At 69.5% G+C, this 16,562-nt stretch carries 16 protein-coding genes, 1 tRNA gene and 1 pseudogene; 8 read left to right on the top strand and 10 right to left on the bottom strand.

What is annotated here, in order from left to right; genetic code table 11:
• Positions 1-79 precede the first annotated feature (79 nt).
• The 3 genes from P1N55_RS07995 to P1N55_RS07985 all read right to left on the bottom strand — a co-directional run bounded on the left by P1N55_RS07995 (position 80) and on the right by P1N55_RS07985 (position 1,374).
• A tRNA-Leu gene (locus P1N55_RS07995) sits at positions 80-164 on the bottom strand.
• 40 nt (positions 165-204) lie between these two features.
• Positions 205-546: a ferredoxin gene (locus P1N55_RS07990; protein WP_276278391.1), complete on the bottom strand. Its 342-nt coding sequence runs from the start codon at positions 544-546 to the stop codon at positions 205-207.
• Positions 547-597: 51 nt separating this feature from the next.
• The gene (locus P1N55_RS07985; protein ID WP_276278390.1) at positions 598-1,374 is read right to left on the bottom strand and encodes an MOSC domain-containing protein; all 777 of its coding nucleotides are present in this window, start codon (positions 1,372-1,374) and stop codon (positions 598-600) included.
• Positions 1,375-1,465: 91 nt separating this feature from the next.
• Between P1N55_RS07985 and P1N55_RS07980 the strand changes: the two genes are divergently transcribed.
• Both P1N55_RS07980 and P1N55_RS07975 read left to right on the top strand, forming a co-directional pair.
• The gene (locus P1N55_RS07980; protein WP_276278389.1) at positions 1,466-3,790 is read left to right on the top strand and encodes an amino acid permease; all 2,325 of its coding nucleotides are present in this window, start codon (positions 1,466-1,468) and stop codon (positions 3,788-3,790) included.
• Positions 3,791-3,838: 48 nt separating this feature from the next.
• Positions 3,839-4,777, top strand: coding sequence for an alpha/beta hydrolase (locus tag P1N55_RS07975; protein ID WP_276278388.1), 939 nt, complete (start codon positions 3,839-3,841; stop codon positions 4,775-4,777).
• A gap of 5 nt (positions 4,778-4,782) precedes the next feature.
• Here the strand turns inward: P1N55_RS07975 and P1N55_RS07970 are convergent, their stop codons facing one another.
• A complete protein-coding gene (locus P1N55_RS07970; RefSeq protein WP_276278387.1) occupies positions 4,783-5,331 on the bottom strand; it encodes a peptidylprolyl isomerase in 549 nt (182 codons plus the stop codon).
• An 89-nt stretch (positions 5,332-5,420) separates the two neighbouring features.
• Here P1N55_RS07970 and P1N55_RS07965 point away from each other — a divergent pair, with 89 nt between their 5' ends.
• Complete coding sequence (locus P1N55_RS07965) at positions 5,421-6,407, top strand: SDR family oxidoreductase (protein WP_276278386.1); 987 nt, start codon at positions 5,421-5,423, stop codon at positions 6,405-6,407.
• A 20-nt stretch (positions 6,408-6,427) separates the two neighbouring features.
• On the opposite strand, the gene P1N55_RS07960 is transcribed toward P1N55_RS07965, so the two are convergent.
• From P1N55_RS07960 to P1N55_RS07950, 3 genes are all read right to left on the bottom strand, one after another.
• Entirely contained in the window at positions 6,428-6,910 is a 483-nt protein-coding gene (locus P1N55_RS07960; protein WP_276278385.1) for a carotenoid biosynthesis protein, read from the bottom strand.
• A 49-nt stretch (positions 6,911-6,959) separates the two neighbouring features.
• The gene (locus P1N55_RS07955; protein WP_276278384.1) at positions 6,960-8,102 is read right to left on the bottom strand and encodes a S1C family serine protease; all 1,143 of its coding nucleotides are present in this window, start codon (positions 8,100-8,102) and stop codon (positions 6,960-6,962) included.
• 122 nt (positions 8,103-8,224) lie between these two features.
• The gene (locus tag P1N55_RS07950) at positions 8,225-8,818 is read right to left on the bottom strand and encodes an NADPH-dependent F420 reductase (RefSeq protein WP_276278383.1); all 594 of its coding nucleotides are present in this window, start codon (positions 8,816-8,818) and stop codon (positions 8,225-8,227) included.
• Between the two features lie 218 nt (positions 8,819-9,036).
• On the opposite strand from P1N55_RS07950, the gene P1N55_RS07945 reads away from it, so the two are divergent.
• From P1N55_RS07945 to P1N55_RS07935, 3 genes are read left to right on the top strand one after another with little or no spacing between them, the layout of a single operon-like run.
• On the top strand, positions 9,037-9,198 hold the full coding sequence (locus P1N55_RS07945) for a hypothetical protein (protein WP_276278382.1): 162 nt from the start codon (positions 9,037-9,039) through the stop codon (positions 9,196-9,198).
• 7 nt (positions 9,199-9,205) lie between these two features.
• Positions 9,206-9,610, top strand: coding sequence for a nuclear transport factor 2 family protein (locus P1N55_RS07940; RefSeq protein WP_276278695.1), 405 nt, complete (start codon positions 9,206-9,208; stop codon positions 9,608-9,610).
• 22 nt (positions 9,611-9,632) lie between these two features.
• Complete coding sequence (locus P1N55_RS07935) at positions 9,633-10,580, top strand: DMT family transporter (protein WP_276278381.1); 948 nt, start codon at positions 9,633-9,635, stop codon at positions 10,578-10,580.
• On the opposite strand, the gene P1N55_RS07930 is transcribed toward P1N55_RS07935, so the two are convergent.
• Positions 10,567-11,652, bottom strand: coding sequence for an anthranilate phosphoribosyltransferase (locus P1N55_RS07930; protein ID WP_276278380.1), 1,086 nt, complete (start codon positions 11,650-11,652; stop codon positions 10,567-10,569). The genes P1N55_RS07935 and P1N55_RS07930 overlap by 14 nt on opposite strands.
• Positions 11,653-11,760: 108 nt before the next feature.
• Between P1N55_RS07930 and ahbB the strand changes: the two are divergent.
• Together ahbB and mptA are read left to right on the top strand one after the other, a co-directional pair.
• Positions 11,761-12,913 (top strand): annotated as a pseudogene (gene ahbB, locus P1N55_RS07925) (siroheme decarboxylase subunit beta).
• Positions 12,914-13,005: 92 nt separating this feature from the next.
• Positions 13,006-13,950, top strand: coding sequence for a GTP cyclohydrolase MptA (mptA, locus tag P1N55_RS07920; RefSeq protein WP_276278379.1), 945 nt, complete (start codon positions 13,006-13,008; stop codon positions 13,948-13,950).
• Between the two features lie 10 nt (positions 13,951-13,960).
• Here mptA and P1N55_RS07915 read toward each other — a convergent pair whose 3' ends face one another.
• Together P1N55_RS07915 and P1N55_RS07910 are read right to left on the bottom strand one after the other, a co-directional pair.
• Positions 13,961-14,767 carry a TrmB family transcriptional regulator gene (locus P1N55_RS07915; RefSeq protein ID WP_276278378.1) on the bottom strand — a complete coding sequence of 269 codons (807 nt, stop codon included), beginning with the start codon at positions 14,765-14,767 and terminating at the stop codon, positions 13,961-13,963.
• Between the two features lie 81 nt (positions 14,768-14,848).
• Positions 14,849-16,471, bottom strand: a complete 1,623-nt coding sequence (locus tag P1N55_RS07910) for a DUF255 domain-containing protein (protein ID WP_276278377.1) — start codon at positions 16,469-16,471, stop codon at positions 14,849-14,851.
• Positions 16,472-16,562: the final 91 nt, after the last annotated feature.

Raw genomic sequence — 16,562 nt, 5'->3', positions numbered from 1 at the left:
GCTCACTCCGTTCGCGTTTCCGTGATTCGAATCCCACCGTTCGATTCCCACGACTCTCACGTCCGTTCGAGTCGGAGAATGCGAGGGATGGGATTCGAACCCATGGACCCCTACGGGAGCGGGTCTTAAGCCCACCGCCATTGGCCAGGCTAGGCGACCCTCGCGCACTCGGTCATGCACACCGAGGGGGAAAACGGGTTTCGATTACCAGTCGACCGAGAGGGTGCCGTCGCCGTGGGGGTCGGGCGCGATCTCCTCGTTCGTTCGGCGGTCGACGACGTGGATGATGCCGCGGCCCTTCTTCGCGGGGCAGGCCTCTGCGGCCGCGACGTTGTGGTCCAGATCCTCCTCGCCGATGAAGTAGGTCCGCGGGGTTGCGATGCCGGTGTCGAGGTCGAGCTTCCAGTTGCGGGACATCTCGGCGCACTTCCCGGCGCCAAAGCACTTGTTTGCCTCGAAGATGATCTTGTAGGGCTTTGCCTCGACGGGCGGGGCGTCCTGTTCGCCGAACTCGCTTGGGTCGACGGGGTCGTCGGCCTCGGTCATCGGTGTCTGTTCGACGTCGACGGCCTTTCGATTGTCGGTTCCCGCGAGCGCTCAGTCGACGAGCGCAACCTCGTCGCCAACGCGGACGGCCCCGCCGCGCCCGGCCGTGGGGACGCTCGCGATGAGCATCACGGTGTAGCAGTGGTCGAAGGCGTCCCGGTCGGCGAAGTCGGGGAACGTTGCCTCGCGGCGCTCAACGAACCGCTCGCGGAACCCCGGCGTGGGGTCGCCGGTGTCTGGGTCCCGTTCGGGGACGACACAGCGGCCACAGGGCGTGTCCCCCTCGAAGCGGACGTCACCGACGCGGAAGGCGGGGGCGTCGTCGCCGACGAAACGGTCCTCCCAGAACGCCGGGACGCCACCGACCTCGACGTTGGCCCGGAGCCGTCGCCGCACGCTCTCGACGGTGAGGCCGTCGAACCACGAGGCGACGGTCTCTACGGTGGCGGTGCTGACGACCGACGGCCCCAGTTCGCGGCGGTCGACGAAGCCCAGCTCGGCGTCGCGCTCGAGTGAGAGGTCGAGGTCGAAGACCGACCCGAACCACGCCGCCGCTCGCCGGCGACCGGTCGCGTCGTCGACGTCGAACGTGGCGGCGCCGTGTCCGGGCGCCGAGACCGAGAGCCGCCCGGTCTCGGGGTCGTAGTCCGTCGTCACGTCGTGGACCTGGTCGGTCCGCTTTCCGTTGACGACGTCACCGTCCCCGTCGAACAGCGCGAACTCGCGGTCGTGGGCCAGCGTGCCACCGTCGACGATGCGTGCGGCCGCGCGGTCGACGCCGTCGAATCCCTTCACCGGGTAGACCGTGAGCCGCTCGAGGTGGGCCATTGGGGAACCGTCGGCGGCCGTACTATTGAGGGCTGTGGCCCGGAGCGCCAATTCGGGACTTTTTATTGACCCTCCTGAATATACTTGCCCAATGGTACAGCACACACGGACGCTCGATTTCAAGATCGCGTTCGCGATCGGCCTCGGGACCATGATCGCGGCGGGTATCTTCTCGCTGTCCGGGACCGCCGTCGCCGCCATCGGGTCCAGCGCCGTCATCGCGTTCGTCATCGCCGCGGCCATCGCGGGCGTCACCGCCGCCGCCTACTCCGAGTTCGCCTCCATCTACTCGGAGAACGGCGGGGGCTATCTCTTCTGTTCGCAGACGTTCGAGGACCGTGACCTCCTGACCTACGCCATCGGGATGTCGCTGTTCCTCGGCTACACCGGGACGACCGCCTTCTACCTGGCGACGATGGACGAGTGGTTCTTCCGCTTTGTCCTCCCCGAGTGGCTCCACTTCCTGCCACACGGCACGACGGGCGTCGTGACCGCGCTCTTGCTGGGTGTGCTCAACGCCCGCGGGACCGAGGAGAGCGGGGGGTTCCAGCTCATCGTCACCGGCGCGAAGGTCGCGGTCCTGATCGCCTTTATCGCCGGGGCGTTCACGTTTCGTGGCCCCGGCACCGCCGTCGGCAACTTCGCGACGAGCTTTGGCGGCGACGCCATCAGCATCCTCGCCATCTCGGCGCTCGCGTTCATCACCTTCTTTGGGTTCTCCGCCATCGCCGCCAGCGCGGGCGAGATAATCGAGCCACAGCGCACGGTCCCGCGGGCCATCGCGGCCAGTATCGTCACCGTGACCGTGCTCTACGCGCTGGTCATCGTCGCGATGGTCAACTCGCCGGTCCCCGCCGAGATCATCGCCCAGGAAGGTGAGACGGCGATGGGCCGTGTCGCCGCCGGGTTCCTCGGGAGCATCGGCGAGTCGCTCATCGTCGCCGGGGCCATCTTCTCGATGGTGTCGGCGTCGAACGCCTCCGTGCTCGCCGCGAGTTCCATCGGGTCGCTGATGGGCCGGCAGGGCCAGGCCCCCCGGCGGTTCTCGCGCATCCACCGCGAGTACGGCACGCCGTTCTGGAGCGTCGCCACGGCGACGGCGACCATCATGCTGCTCATCGTCATCTTCATCGGCGTCTTCCCGACGGAGGGCGGCCTCGGTTCGGCCGTCGGCCTCAATCTCGGGCTGACGGCGCTGACCGGGTTCGCGACGCTGAACCTCCTGCTGCCGCTTGCCGTGGTCAACGTCGCGCTCATCTACTCCCGGCGGAAGTACCCCGACATCGACCGCGGCTTCCGGGTCCCCGGCGTCCCCGTGGTCCCGATCATCGGCGTGCTCGCGAACCTCGGGCTCATCTACAATCTCCCGGACCGCGGGGTCATCACCGGCCTGGTCCTGACGGGCACGCTCGTCGTGGCCTACCTCGCATGGGGCGGCAAGCCCGACACCGAGGAGATGTTCCACGAGGTCGTTCCGGAGACCCCGAGCCCAGGCGCTGCGGAGGCCGAGGCGGCCGCGCCCGGCGAACAGTTCCGCGTGCTGGTCCCCATCGCCCGCCCCGACCGGACGCTGCGGTACGTGAAACTCGCCGCCGCGCTCGCGAACGTCTCCGAGAAGGACGCCATCGTCCACGTCCTGAACGTCACCCAGGTCCCGGACCAGACGCCCTGGGAGACGGTCGTCGAGACGGCCTCGAAGCGCACCGAGATCATCAAAGAGGAGGTCGACGGCGCCGACCTCGACGTCGAGTACACCGTCGAGGGCCACACCTGCCGAGACATCGCCTTCGACATCCTCCAGACCGCCCGCGACGACGAGGCCGACCTCATCCTGATGGGCTACCCCGAGCGCCACCAGGAGGTCACCGAGACGGTCGAGCGCGAGGCCCCCTGTGACGTCTTCTTCGCCGATCGGACCGTCGACGAGTCGGACCTCGAGATCATCAACATCGGCGCCGGCGGGGGGCCACACCACCAGGCCGTCCTCCCGCTCGTGAACGCGCTGGGCCAGCGCGGGAGCGCCCTGCACCTCATCAACGTCGCCTCCGGCGAGGCCGGGGCCGACGAGACGCCCGGGACGACGCTGGACGCGCTGGAGGGCGTCGAGACCACGCAGGTCCACAACGTCCGGGCCAGCTCGGTCGCCGACGGCCTCGTCGAGACGGCCGCCGAGAACGGCGGCGTGCTGGTCATCGGGGCCTCCAGGGACCGCTGGCTCCGCCAGGCCATCTTCGGCAACACGCCCGACGAGGTGGTCGCACTCGCCGCCGAACGGGGCGTCCCCGTGCTGGTCTACGCCAGCCAGACGCCGCTGTCGGACCGCCTGACCGAACGGCTGTTCCCGGTCACGCGCTACCTCAGAAAGCGGTTCTCGCGCAAAGGGTCCAAACGTGGCGGCAGCCCCGACTGGGGCTGAGCGGGCGAGCAGGACAGTCTTAAGCCGCTCTCGACTGTCTCTGGGTCTGTGACCCGAACCCCGCACGACGATGTCGCGGCGTTTCTGGACGACCTGGCAGCGTCCGGAACTCCCGACGTCGCCGACCTGGCAGTCGAGAGCGCCCGGACGGTCCACGACGACCTCCTGTCTGTTCCAGCGGGCGAACGCGACCCCGTCGAACGCGTCCGTAATCTCGAGATTCCGGGTCCCGACGGGGCGGTCGGTCTCCGTATCTACGACCCGGCCACCGCCGGGCCTCGCCCGCTGTTCGTCTATTTCCACGGTGGGGGCTGGGTTTTCGGCACTGCCGACGCACACGACCACCTCGCGCGGGCCATCGCGAACGCGGGCGACTGCACCGTCGTCGCCGTCGACTACCGCCTCGCGCCGGAACACCCGTTCCCCGCGGCGCTCGCGGACTGCTACACGGCGACGGAGTGGGTCGCGGACCATCCGGACGTCCTCGGCGGCGACCCCGAGCGCCTCGTCGTCGGCGGCGACAGCGCCGGCGGCAACCTCGCGGCTGCGACCTGCCTCCGAGCCCGCGACGCGGACGGGCCCGACATCGCTCACCAGGTGCTCGTCTATCCGGTACTGGATCGAAATTTCGAGACGGACTCCTACCGGGAGAACGCAGAGGGCTACCTCCTCACGCGTGCGGCGATGCGGTGGTTCTGGGACCACTACCTCGAGTCCTCCTTCGACGCGAAGAACCCCTACGCAGCGCCCCTGGAGGCCCGCGACCTCTCGGGGCTCCCGCCCGCGACGGTCGTCACGGCCGAGTTCGACCCGCTCCGGGACGAAGACCTCGCCTACGCCGAGCGGCTACGGGACGCGGGCGTCCCGGTCGAGGTGCGACGCTACGAGGACATGATTCACGGGTTCCTGCCGATGCTGGCCGACCCGGACCTCGACGCCGCTCGCGAGGAAGTCGCCGCCATCGGTCGGACGATACAGTCGCTCTGACCGCGTCAGCGGTGGATCTCGACCGACTCGAGCACGATGTCGTCGGTCGGGTTGTCGCTGTGGTCCGTCTCGGTGCTGCCGATCGCCTCGACGACGTCCATCCCGTCCGTGACTTCGCCGAAGACGGCGTGCTTGCCGTCGAGGTGCGGCGTCGCGGCCAGCGTGATGAAGAACTGCGAGCCGTTGGTGTTCGGGCCGCGGTTCGCCATGCTCAGTTTCCCGGGGCCGTCGTGTGTCAGGTCGTCGTGGAACTCGTCGTCGAAGGTGTAGCCCGGGCCGCCCCGTCCCGTCCCCGTTGGGTCGCCCATCTGGATCATGAAGTCGTCGATGACCCGGTGGATGTCGATGTCCGTGTACAGCGGGTCGATACGCTTCTCGCCCGAGTCGGGGTCCTCCCAGGCGCCGGTGCCGGGGCCGACCTCGGTCCCCTCGTAGTCGTTTGCCCCTTCCGCCAGACCGACGAAGTTCGCGACGGTGTTCGGCACCTTCTCGTCGTACAGTTCGACCTCGATGTCGCCCTCGCTGGTGTGGAGCGTGGCAGTCAGGTCACTCATACCCGGCCCAAGGGGAGTGGGCGGGAAAAGCCTGCCCACTGGGGCTGCGACCCGACGGTTTTTTGCTGATTGCCTGACCCCTTCCGGGCATGCACATTCTCGTCACGGGCGGGGCAGGCTTCATCGGTGGCCACCTCGCCGAGCGGTTCGCCCGCGACGGCCACGACGTCGTCGTGCTGGACAACCTCGATCCGTTCTACGACCTGGACATCAAGCGCCACAACGTCGAGACCGGTCGCGAGGCTGCCACCGAGGGCGGCGGAAACTACGAACTGGTCGAGGGCGACGTCCGGGACGCCGACCTCGTGGCCGACCTGGTGACCGACGCGGACTACGTCTACCACCAGGCCGCCCAGGCGGGCGTTCGGCCGAGCGTCGAGAACCCCCGGAAGTACGACGCGGTGAACGCCGACGGCACGCTGAACGTCCTGGACGCCTGCCGCGACGAGGGGATCGAACGGTTCGTCATGGCCTCCTCCTCGTCCGTCTACGGCGTCCCGCAGTACCTCCCCTATGACGAGGTCCACCCGACGACGCCCGTCTCGCCCTACGGGGCCTCGAAACTGGCCGCCGAGCGCTACGCCTGTGCCTACGGCGAAGTGTACGACTTCCCGGTCGTCGCGCTGCGCTACTTCACCGTCTACGGGCCTCGGATGCGCCCGAACATGGCCATCTCGAACTTCGTCTCGCGCTGTATGAACGACGAACCGCCGGTCATCTACGGCGACGGCACCCAGACGCGGGACTTCACCTTCATCGAGGACGTCGTCGAGGCCAACGTCACCCTCTTAGAGGAGGACGCCGCCGACGGCGAGGCCGTGAACATCGGGTCGACGGACAACATCGAGATCAAGACGCTCGCCGAGGAGATCCGCGACCAGATCGCCCCGGATCTGGACCTGGTCTACGAGGAGCGCCACGACGCCGACGCCGAGCACACGCACGCCGACACGTCGAAGGCGTCGGAGTTGCTGGGCTACGAGGCGAGCCACACCATCCGCGAGGGCGTCTCGAAGTTCATCGACTGGTACGCGGACAACCGCGAGTGGTACGAACCGCTCGTCCGGCGCTCCTGAGGCCGACTTCGAGGGACCTCTCAGACCCGCCCGACCAGCTCGGGCAGCAGTGCCGTGACGAAGATGATGGCGAGCCACCCGGCGAAGTTCCACCAGGGGACGCCGTAGAAGCGCGGCCGCGAGACCCACGAGGGTGGGTACCGCCACAGGCCGTCGCGGAGGCCGACCGGGTCCGTCGCCACGTCCGACAGCGTCGCGAGGACCGCGGCGAGTGCGGCCGCCGGGACGGCTCCGGGGACGACGAGCAGGGCGAGGCGGTAAAACAGGTAGACGACCGCCGGCCACACCAGCACGACCGTGACGGGGACGCCCGCGACCTGTGGCTCGATGGCGTGTTCGAGCAGGCCCAGGCGGACGACCGCGGCCTCGAGCACGAACGCCAGCGCCGCGCCACCGAGGAAGAGCGCGGCGGCGTCCGCCAGCGGCCACGTCACGAGCGCATGGGCCACTGCGAGTGCGACCAGCACGAGGTTCGTCACCTGGAAGCGATGGCGAGGATCCATCGGTGGCGGGTCGGGCCGGCGTCACAAAGGTCGTTCGGGAGCGCCCCGCTCAGTTGGCCAGGCCGCGGTGGCGGCGCCGTCCGTCGCGTGGGTCCCGACGCCGGTGACCGTGTTGCCCACCGCGGCGATCGGGTGGCCCGCGCCGCCGGTCACGGGGGTCTGGGCCCCGCTCGGCGTCGCGCCGGCCCTCGTTGCGCTCGTCGCTCCGGCCGCGCCGGCGGTCACCCCAGCGCGGCCGCGACCCGGGCACCGGGCGCTCCCGGAGGGTGACCGACTCGGCGCGCTCGGTCCCGTCGCGCAGGAGCGTCAGCGAGACGCTGTCGCCGGGGTCGGCGCTCGTCAGCAGGTGACTCGTCAGTTCCTCGGTCGACCGGACGGGTTCGCCGTCGATGCCGACGACGACGTCGCCGCCGGTGGGGACGTCCCGGCCGCGGACACGAACGACCCGGTCACAGCCGCGCAGGCCCGTCTCGGCCGCGGCGTCGCCGACGTCGACGATGAGCACGCCCGTGGGTTCGTCGAGGCGGTTCGCCTCGGCGACGGTCGGGGAGACGTCGACCGTGCGGACGTTGAGGTACGCCGGACGGAACACGCCCTCGTCGATGAGCGCGGGGACGACGCGGTTGACGATGACCGGCGCGATGGCGAAGCCGATGTTGTCGCCACCCTTCGCGCGGTTGACGCCGACAACCGTCCCGTCCAGTCTGAGGAGCGGGCCGCCGCTGTTGCCGGGGTTCACTGCGGCGTCCGTCTGGACCGTCTCGGGGATGGTGAAGCCGGTTCCCGTCGGACTCGAGCGGTTCGTCCCGCTGACGTAGCCGACGGTGATGGTGCCGTCCAGGCCCATCGGGTTGCCGATGGCCGCGACGCGCTCGCCGGGGTCGGGGTTCGCCTCGGCGACGGGGAGCGCGACGGCGTCCTCGGGCAGGTCATCGACGGCGACGACGGCGAGGTCGGTGTAGGGGTCGTCGCCCACCACCTCGCCGGTGCGCCACTGACCGTCGTGGAAACGCAGCTCCACGTAGTCGGTGTCGCCGACGACGTGCTGGTTCGTGAGGACGTAGCCGTCCTCGACGACGAAGCCGGACCCGGCCCCGCCGCGCTGGCCGCCGGTCTCGGTCGTGACGTACACCGAGACGACGGAGGGAATCGCGTGCTCGTACAGCTCCTGTATCGTGCGAGTCTCTGCCATGTGTGTGTGTGTTTCGAGTCACGACGGGGGCATCCCCGCCAGGCTGACTCACATTTGGTAACAGATAACACTATTTGACGGTTTCGGCAGTTGCGAAACGATCGCGTTCGATTTCCGGAGGATCACTCCTCGAGCAGTCGGAAGGCGATGTCCCGGCCGTAGGTCTGGCTGAGCGATATCCAGAACCGGGCGAGGTGCTCTAGGTGCTCGGCGGCGTCGACATCGCCGGCCCGCAGCGGGTCGAACCCGAGGTCCCGCGCCAGCCCGGCGACGACGTCGCAGGCCCGGAGGTCGTCGCCGGCGAGGAACATCGTCGCGGGCTGGCCGTCGACGACGGGGTCGGCCAGCCGCTCGGCGCCGACGGTGTTGAACGCCTTGACGACGCGGGCCTGTGGCACCGTCTCCGCCAGGCGGACGGCCAGCGAGCGGTCGTCGCTCGCGAAGGGGTACTCGTTGGTGGTGTCGACGACGGGTTTCTCGGCGAGTTCGTTTTCGAGGTAGGTGGCGACGTCGGTCACCGCCCCTGCCGGGAGCGCCAGGACGACGACGTCGCCGAAGGCGGCGGCCTCGCGCTGGCCCCTGACCTGGACTCGGGTGCCGTCGGCCGCCGTCGAGTCGGGCGTCCGCGACCCGAGGACGACGTCGTGTCCCGCCGCCGCCCACCCCGACGCCAGTGCGCTCCCGACCGCTCCCGTCCCGATGATGCCGATATCCATACGTGACATACAGGCTACATGCTCGAAAGCGTATCGCCCACCGGCACCGGATTTTTCACCGCCCGCCGCGACCACCAGTCTGTGACAGACGACAGGGACCCGGAGGACACGCTCCGGGAGTGGAAGGACGCCATGCAGGGCGAACACGCCGACGCCATCGCGAACCCGGACCCCGACGCGGACCACCGCATCGAGGGGTCACACAGGTCTCCTACCGGGTGTACTTCGCCTACGACGAGGGTGCTGGGACGCTCGAACGGGACCGCACCGAGCAGGTCGACGACCTCTCTGACCCCGAACTGCGCGCCTGTTCGTGTGGGGTCCGCGGGATGACTCCCGAGGAGGCGCTCGAACACGTCCGCACGGCCAGGGAAGACTGAGATGCCCGTGACCGCCCGTGAGACGGTCCGGGCCTACTACGCGGCGCTCCGGGCCGGCGACCCGCTGGGTCGGTTCTTCGCCGACGCCCGTACCGGTGACGACCCCGTGGTGAAGGCCGGCATCTCCGAGCGCCTCGTCGGGACCGACGCCGTCCGCGAGGGCCTCCGGACCCAGACGGCGACGACCACGGACTGGACCGTCGAGAGCGAGGCCCTCCGGGTCACCGACCGGGAGCGACACGCGTGGTTCGGCGACCTGGTGCGACTGGGCTGGAACGACCTGGCACGCGACGCCGCGTACGACCTCGAGACGCGCTGGAGCGGGACGCTCGAGCGCCGGCCCGCAGCCAGCGACGGGCCCGGAGACTGGCGGTTCGTCGGGATGCACGTCAGCACGGCACGGGCCCTCTGAGCGGGACCGAACCGAGTCCCCTATGGGGCTCGGAGCCGGCACTGCCGACGTGGACCATCGATTCCGTACCGTCGCCCTCTTCGTCACGCTCGCCGTTCTCTGGGGCTTCTCGTTTCTCGCGATCGCCGTCGGCCTGGAGTCGCTCGAGCCAGTCCTCTTTGCGGCCTTCCGGTACGACGTCGCCGCCGTGTTGCTGCTTGGCTACGCGCTGGTCGGCGAGCGCGAGTGGCTCCCGACCGACCGCGCCAGCCTCGCCGCGATACTGGGTGGCGGTGTCTTCCTCATCGCCGGCAACGGCTTCCTCTTCGTCGGCCAGCAGACCGTCCCGAGCGGGGTGGCGGCCATCCTCCAGAGTCTGGTGCCCATCGCCACGTCGCTGTGGGCGCTGGGGCTGCTCCCCCAGGAACGTCTCTCGGCGCGAGGGGCGGTCGGCATCCTGCTGGGCTTTCTCGGCGTGGCGCTGGTCGTCCGCCCGGACCCGACCAACCTGCTCGGGGCGGGCATCGTCGGCCGCCTGCTCATCCTCTGTCAGGTGCTCTCGGTCTCGCTGGGCGGCGTCCTCGTCCAGCGGGCCCGGCCGACGCTGGGGAACGCGGCACTGTCGGGGTGGTCGATGCTCGTCGGCGCGCTCGTTCTCCACGGCGTCAGCCCCACCGTCGGCGAGGCGTTCGCGCTCCCCGCGACGCCCGTCGCGTGGGTTGCTGTCGCTTACCTCGGCGTGTTCGCCACCGCCGTCGCCTTCTTCATCTACTACACGCTGCTCGACGTCCGGGGCGCGCTGGAGACGTCGCTGGTCGCGTACATGGTGCCAGTCGTCGCCACCGTCGCCGGCGTCCTCGTCCTTCGGGAGTCCGTGACGCCGCTGACGATAGTCGGGTTCCTCGTCGTCGCGAGTGGCTTTTTCGTCCTCAAGCGCGAGGCCATCGCGGCGCTCGCAACCGAGCTTCGGGCTGCACTCAGAACGCCGTGAGGTCCTCGAGCACCGCGGCGGCGCCCCCGTCGTCGATGACCGCGCGGGCCTGCTCCAGTCCGTCCTCGATGGTGTCGGCGTTCTGGCCGGCGTAGATGCGAAGCGCGGCGTTGAGCGCGACGGCGTCGGCGAAGCCATCCTCTCGCTCGCCCACCAGGACCTCCTCGGTGACCGTCGCGGAGTCTGCGGCCACGTCTGCCACCTGCAGGTCCTCGCTCGTGAGGTCCATGCCGTAGTCGGCGGTCAGAATCTCGAAGTCGGCGATGTCGTCCTCGTCGGACGCCTCGCCCTCGACGGGCCACTCGGCGACGATGGTGTCGCCCGGGCGCACGTCGTCGTAGCCCTCCATCCCCTGGAAGAACAGGGCGCGCTCGACGGTGCTCTGTTCGGACGCGGCGAGCGTGCGGGCCATCTTCTTCGCGAAGGCCAGGTGGTAGAAACTCCCCAGGTGGACGCTGGCGTTGGCGGGGTTCGCCAGTGTCTCGACGGTGTTGACGAACGAGCGGACGCCCATCTCGTCGCGCCGGTCCCAGAGGGCGTGGATGCCCGGGTTGAACTTCGGCTGGTAGTAGAAGCCGAAGCCGACCTCGTCGACCATGTCGGCGCTCTCCTGGGGTTCGAGGTCCGTCCGGACGCCCAGTTCGTCCAGGACGTGCTTGTAGGCGTCGTGTTTCTGTGTGGGGATGCGGTCGCCGGAGTGGGTGACGATCGGCGTCCCAGCGGCGGCCGCCACGACGCCCGAGGCGACCCCGAGGATGGCCGACCGGTCCTTGCCGTCGTAGTTCGCCCCGCAGTCGACTGGGTCGGCGTCGGGCTCGGCGGTGACGACCGACTCCTCGCGCATGACGTCGACGTACGCCCCCAGTTCCTCGGGCGTGTTTCGCTTCCAGCGATTGGCGAGCCAGAACGCGCCCAGCGTGAGCGGCTCGGGTTCGCCGTCGAGGATCCGCTGGAACGCCTCACGTGCCTGCTCGCGGGTCATGTCCTCGGCTGACTTGTGCCCGGAGCCGACGACTTCCGTCATCAGTCGTTTCAGCGGCCATTCGCCGTACTCCCGCGTCGCTTGCGCCATGTGCCGGGGTTGGGGTTTGAGTTCAAAGCGGTGTCGCTTCGTTCCCAGAACGCAGGAACGCCCCGACAGCCCGAAAGTGATACACCCATTCGTTCCTAACGAGAGCCAATGACCCTCCAGTCGGGTGATTGGCGCGAGGACATCGACGACGTGGACGCCGCGCTCATCGACGGGTTCCAGAGCGACTTCCCGGTCCAGGAACGGCCCTTCGAGGCCGTCGGGGACCAGCTCGGTATCACGCCCGAGGAGGCACTGGAACGCGTCGAACGGCTCCGCGACGCCGGCGTCTTCCGGCGGTTCGGGGCGGTGCTGAACCCGCCGGTCATCGGGTCCTCGACGCTCGCCGCAGTGAGCGCCCGAGGAGCGCTTCGACGAGGTGGCCGAGGTCGTCAACGGCTACCGCCAGGTGAACCACAACTACGCCCGCGACCACGAGTGGAACATGTGGTTCGTCGTCACCGCCGGCTCCCGGGAGAAACGCGACGAGATCCTGGCCGACATCGAGGCCCGGACCGGGCTGTCGGTGCTGGTCCTGCCGATGCTCACCGACTACTACATCGACCTGGAGTTCCCGGTGGTGAACGGGGATAGATTCGCCCGGGAGAGCCGTCCGACGGACGGGTCTCCGGACGAGCGAGTAGCGAGGGATCGGAACGGTCCCTCGGACCGTGCAAACGGGCCGGAGGCCCGTGAGCAGACGGCGAAGTCGCGAGCACGGGAGAGCACCGAGCACACCGACGCCAGCGCCACCCGGATCAGCGAGGACGCCACCTCCGACCTCACTGACCTGGACCGACGTGTCCTGCTGGAGATCCAGGAGGGGTTCCCGCTGTCGGCGACGCCGTACCGCGACATCGCGGCGGCTGTCGACGCCGACGTGACCGAGGTCATCGACGCCATCGAGGGCCTGCTCGCCGACGGGTGTATCAAGCGCATCGGCTGCGTGGTCAACCACATCGTCACCGGCTTCGACAGCAACTGCATGGTCGTCTGGGACGTCCCCGACGACGAACTCGACGAGCGCGGCGAGGCCGTCGGCGAGTTGCCATACGTCACCCTCTGCTATCACCGCCCGCGCCGCCCTGACCAGGACTGGTCGTACAACCTCTTTACCATGATCCACGGGCGCGAGGCCGACGCCGTCGACGCCAAGATCGACGAACTCGCCGCCGACCACCTCCCGTTCGCCCACGACCGCCTCTATTCGACGGCGACGCTGAAACAGACCGGGGCTCGCTACGACGACATCGTCGGCGAGTGAGTCCTCGAGCCCGTCGATGACGAACGTTCCGTCGCAGACCCCGATCTGCCCTTCCGAAAGCAATAACCGCGTCTCGTCCTAACGACGGGTCAATGAGCCAGCAACTCCCGGACGTGCAGGCGTCGAGTCCGGACGTGACAGTCGGTCTCAACCGCGTCGGCGTGACCGGCGTCGAGAAACTCCTCAAACTGGGGCGGAAGAACCAGGACCCCATCGTGCTCATGGCCGAGTTCGAGGTGTTCGTCGACCTCCCCTCGTGGCGGAAGGGAGCCGACATGTCCCGGAACATGGAAGTCATCGACGAGACCCTGGAGACGGCGGTCTCCGAGGAGGCCTACCGCGTCGAGGACGTCTGTGGGGACGCCGCAGAACTGCTGCTCGAGAAGCACGACTACACGACCCGGGCCGAGGTCAGGATGGAAGCGGAGTACGTCACCCGCGAGAAGACCCCCGAGTCCGGGATGGCGACACAATCGACCGCCGACATCATCGCCTCGGCGTCGGCAACCGAAGAGGGCACCAGCGAGGAGATCGGCGCCCGCGTCGTCGGCATGACGGTCTGTCCCTGCTCGCAGGGGATGTCGACGGCCCGCGCCCGCGAGACGCTGCGAGGCCTGGACGTCGAGGACGAGGTCATCGAGGAGTTCCTGGCGAACGTCCCACAACCGGGCCACTCCCAGCGGGGCCACGCCACGCTGACCGTCGAGAGCGACGGCGCGCCGGAGGTCGACCTCAACGAGCTCATCGAGGTGGCTCGGGACTCGATGAGCGCCCGCATCTACAACCTCGCGAAGCGCCCCGACGAGGACCACATGACCTACGAGTCCCACAGGGACGCGAAGTTCGTCGAGGACTGCGTGCGGTCGATGGCCGAGGGCGTCGTCGAGCACTTCCCGGACCTGCCGGACGACGCCATCGTCACGATGAAACAGTCCAACGACGAGTCCATCCACCAGCACAACGCCCACGCCGAGCGGGTCGCCGAGTTCGGGACGCTCCGGACCGAGGTCGAAGAAGACCGCCTCGCCGACGACTGAGACAAGCGGCTCAGGGCGGGCCGATGGGCGTCGCGTCCGCCCAGTGTTCCGTGAAGGCGTCGCGGACGTCACGGGTGAACTCCGGGTCCTTCAGGTCGATGACGCCGAAGGTCTCCTCCCGTCCCAGCGGGTGGGGTACCTCGATGCACACCTCGACGTCGTCGATGAGCTCGAACGTCGTCGAGACGTTCTGACTGGCGCGGGCGGCGTAGTTGTCGTACGGCGAGAGACGCTCGTAGTACTCGCGGTTGGCGGCGTCCGGGAGGTCCTCGAAGAGGTCCGGCCGGACGAGCAGGGACACCTCGACGCCCCGCTCCAGCGCGGCCTCGAGCTGGTCGACGATGCGCTCGGTCGCCGCGAGGATGTCCATCTGCCTCGCGGGCGCGGTGCCCACGACGACGATGTGGTCGTCGGCGGCCGCCAGGCGCTCGAGCAGGAGGTCCAGCGTCTCCTCGGGGCCGACCGCCGCCGTCCAGAACGGCTCCTCGACCGGGTCGCCGGTCTCCAGCTGGTCGCCCAGGTCGTCGACGATGTCCTCGTACTGCTGGGCCTTCTCGTCGAGCTCGCGCTTCTTGTCCTCGAGCAACCGGTCCAGCGCCGTGTCCGGTTCGACGGCGACGTACTTCTTGGGGCGACTCGCCGTCTGACTCCGCACCAGGTTGTACGTCTCGAGGCTGTTCAACACGTCGTAGACCCGCCCCATCGGGACGTCGCTCGCCCGGGACAGCTCTTTCGCCGTCGTCGGACCGGTCTCGAGCAGCGAGCGGTACGCCCGCGCCTCGTACTCGGAGAGCCCCAGATCGCGTAGGCTGGCCATGGTCGTTCCTGACGGCCGGGTCGCAAAAACGTATCGGGCGTTTACTGTTTTCGCGAGTGCGCCCCGACTGCCTGCGACTGCTTACCGGTCGCCCTCGCCGTCGGTGAGGACGGCCTCCAGGGCGGCCGGCGTCGACGCCGACCCGGCGACGGCGCCGTCCTCGACAACTCGGGCGGTCCCGTCGCCGTCGGGGTCGGGGACGACGGTCGTCTCGTGGTCGGCCAGACGGAGCGCCGCCCGGTGGAGGTCCGACCCGGCCTCGGTGCCCACCGTGACGTGCCGAGGGTCCTGGAGGCGGGCCGCGACAGTGGCGTAGCCCGCCACCTCGACGCCCATGCGTTCGGCCGCGCCGGCGAACGATTCGACGGCCTCCCGGGCCGTCTCCCGGTACGCCTCGTCCCCGGTCAGCGCCGCGAGGTCGACGAGCGCGTCGGCCAGTTCGACCGTCGCGTCCAGTGGGTGCAGCGACCGGCCACAGAGTCCGGCCCCGCTGTCGGGGCCGTCGCGGAACGCGCCACTGGCCTGCTGGCGGTGCTTGACGGTCCAGTCGGCGACGGCTTCGGCGGGTCCGGCCTCGCCCAGCACCTGCCAGCTCGCGGTCAGCCCCTGGAGCAGCTGGGCCTGGTCGCCCAGCAGCCCCGACTCGCTGTCCGCGCCGTCGTAGTGGGTCACCTCGCCGTCGTCGACCAGCGTCTCGCAGACGTGGTCGCGAGCGCGCCGGGCGTAGGACGCCGCCCGCTCGTCGTCCGTGTAGGCGTGGTACCAGCACAGCGCGTCGACGGCCAGGCCGTTCCGGTCGGCGAACACCGTCCCGTCGACGTGGGGCGCGTCCGCGTCCTCGCGCTCGCCGGCGCTCATCCGGTAGTAGTCGTCGTCGCCGGCCTGGCTGCCCGCGAAGGCGTCGCCCGTCCAGAGGTCCGTCGTGAGGTACTCGATGGTCCGGACGGCGGCGTCGCGGTAGGCCTCGGTCCCCGTGTACCGGTAGCCCAGCGCGAACGCCCGGACGAGCGCCGCGTTCTCGTCCAGCAGTTTCTCCCGGCGCGGGTTCCCCCAGTTGCGCTCGGTGGCGTACCGGTAGAACCCGCCGTCGTAGGTGTCCAGCAGGTGCGTTCGAATCGCTTCTAGCGTCCGCGTCGCCTGGTCGCGCGCTCTGACCAGCGCGAACTCGATGGTCCGGGGCAGCGGAAACTTCACATCTCCACCCCAGCCGCCGAACTCGTCGTCGAACGACCCCAGCAGCTGTTCTATCATGTGCTCCTCGATGCGCGGCCGCAGGTCGCCTGCCGGCGGCGCCTCGTCTTGCAGCTGGCGGGGCACCGACCCGGCGGACTCGCCCTGGGCGTCCCAGGACTCCCGGACGCTGTCGAGGATGCCCCGGAACCCCTCCGGGCCGAGGAACGTCGCGCCCGTGATGACCTCGCCGCTGGGCGTCAGGAACACCGTCGAGGGGAACCCGCCCATCGTGTAGCGCTCGCGGACCCGTGGGTTCCGGTCGGCGTCGACCCGGACGGGGACGAACCCGTCGTTGATGTTGGCCGCGATGCGCGGTTCGCCGAACGTCGCCCGGTCCATCGCCCGGCACTCCGCGCTCCAGGGCACCGAGAGCGACAGCAGGACCGGCTTGCCGGCGCCGGCGGCGCGCTCGAAGGCCGCGGGCCCCCACTCGCGCCACTCGACTTTCGTGTCCGCCGCGAACTCGTCCATGGCGTCGTGTCGGAGGTGGGCGTACAAATGCCCTCTCATGGGCGACGAAAGACGGAACTGTCGGCTGTCCCAATCCGCAACATGGCCAGCC

Source organism: Haloarcula regularis (genome assembly GCF_029338315.1).
Taxonomy (GTDB): Archaea; Halobacteriota; Halobacteria; order Halobacteriales; family Haloarculaceae; genus Haloarcula; species Haloarcula regularis.
Note: the sequence above shows the minus strand (reverse complement) of the source record. Positions and strands in the feature narration are given on the sequence as shown.

What these genes read in the sequence shown, in the direction of transcription:
- P1N55_RS07990 (WP_276278391.1), bottom strand. Translation starts at nt 546, where the DNA reads ATGACCGAGGCCGACGACCCCGTCGACCCAAGCGAGTTCGGCGAACAG.
- P1N55_RS07985 (WP_276278390.1), bottom strand. Translation starts at nt 1,374, where the DNA reads ATGGCCCACCTCGAGCGGCTCACGGTCTACCCGGTGAAGGGATTCGAC.
- P1N55_RS07980 (WP_276278389.1), top strand. Translation starts at nt 1,466, where the DNA reads ATGGTACAGCACACACGGACGCTCGATTTCAAGATCGCGTTCGCGATC.
- P1N55_RS07970 (WP_276278387.1), bottom strand. Translation starts at nt 5,331, where the DNA reads ATGAGTGACCTGACTGCCACGCTCCACACCAGCGAGGGCGACATCGAG.
- P1N55_RS07965 (WP_276278386.1), top strand. Translation starts at nt 5,421, where the DNA reads ATGCACATTCTCGTCACGGGCGGGGCAGGCTTCATCGGTGGCCACCTC.
- P1N55_RS07960 (WP_276278385.1), bottom strand. Translation starts at nt 6,910, where the DNA reads ATGGATCCTCGCCATCGCTTCCAGGTGACGAACCTCGTGCTGGTCGCA.
- P1N55_RS07955 (WP_276278384.1), bottom strand. Translation starts at nt 8,102, where the DNA reads ATGGCAGAGACTCGCACGATACAGGAGCTGTACGAGCACGCGATTCCC.
- P1N55_RS07950 (WP_276278383.1), bottom strand. Translation starts at nt 8,818, where the DNA reads ATGGATATCGGCATCATCGGGACGGGAGCGGTCGGGAGCGCACTGGCG.
- P1N55_RS07935 (WP_276278381.1), top strand. Translation starts at nt 9,633, where the DNA reads ATGGGGCTCGGAGCCGGCACTGCCGACGTGGACCATCGATTCCGTACC.
- P1N55_RS07930 (WP_276278380.1), bottom strand. Translation starts at nt 11,652, where the DNA reads ATGGCGCAAGCGACGCGGGAGTACGGCGAATGGCCGCTGAAACGACTG.
- mptA (WP_276278379.1), top strand. Translation starts at nt 13,006, where the DNA reads ATGAGCCAGCAACTCCCGGACGTGCAGGCGTCGAGTCCGGACGTGACA.
- P1N55_RS07915 (WP_276278378.1), bottom strand. Translation starts at nt 14,767, where the DNA reads ATGGCCAGCCTACGCGATCTGGGGCTCTCCGAGTACGAGGCGCGGGCG.
- P1N55_RS07910 (WP_276278377.1), bottom strand. Translation starts at nt 16,471, where the DNA reads ATGGACGAGTTCGCGGCGGACACGAAAGTCGAGTGGCGCGAGTGGGGG.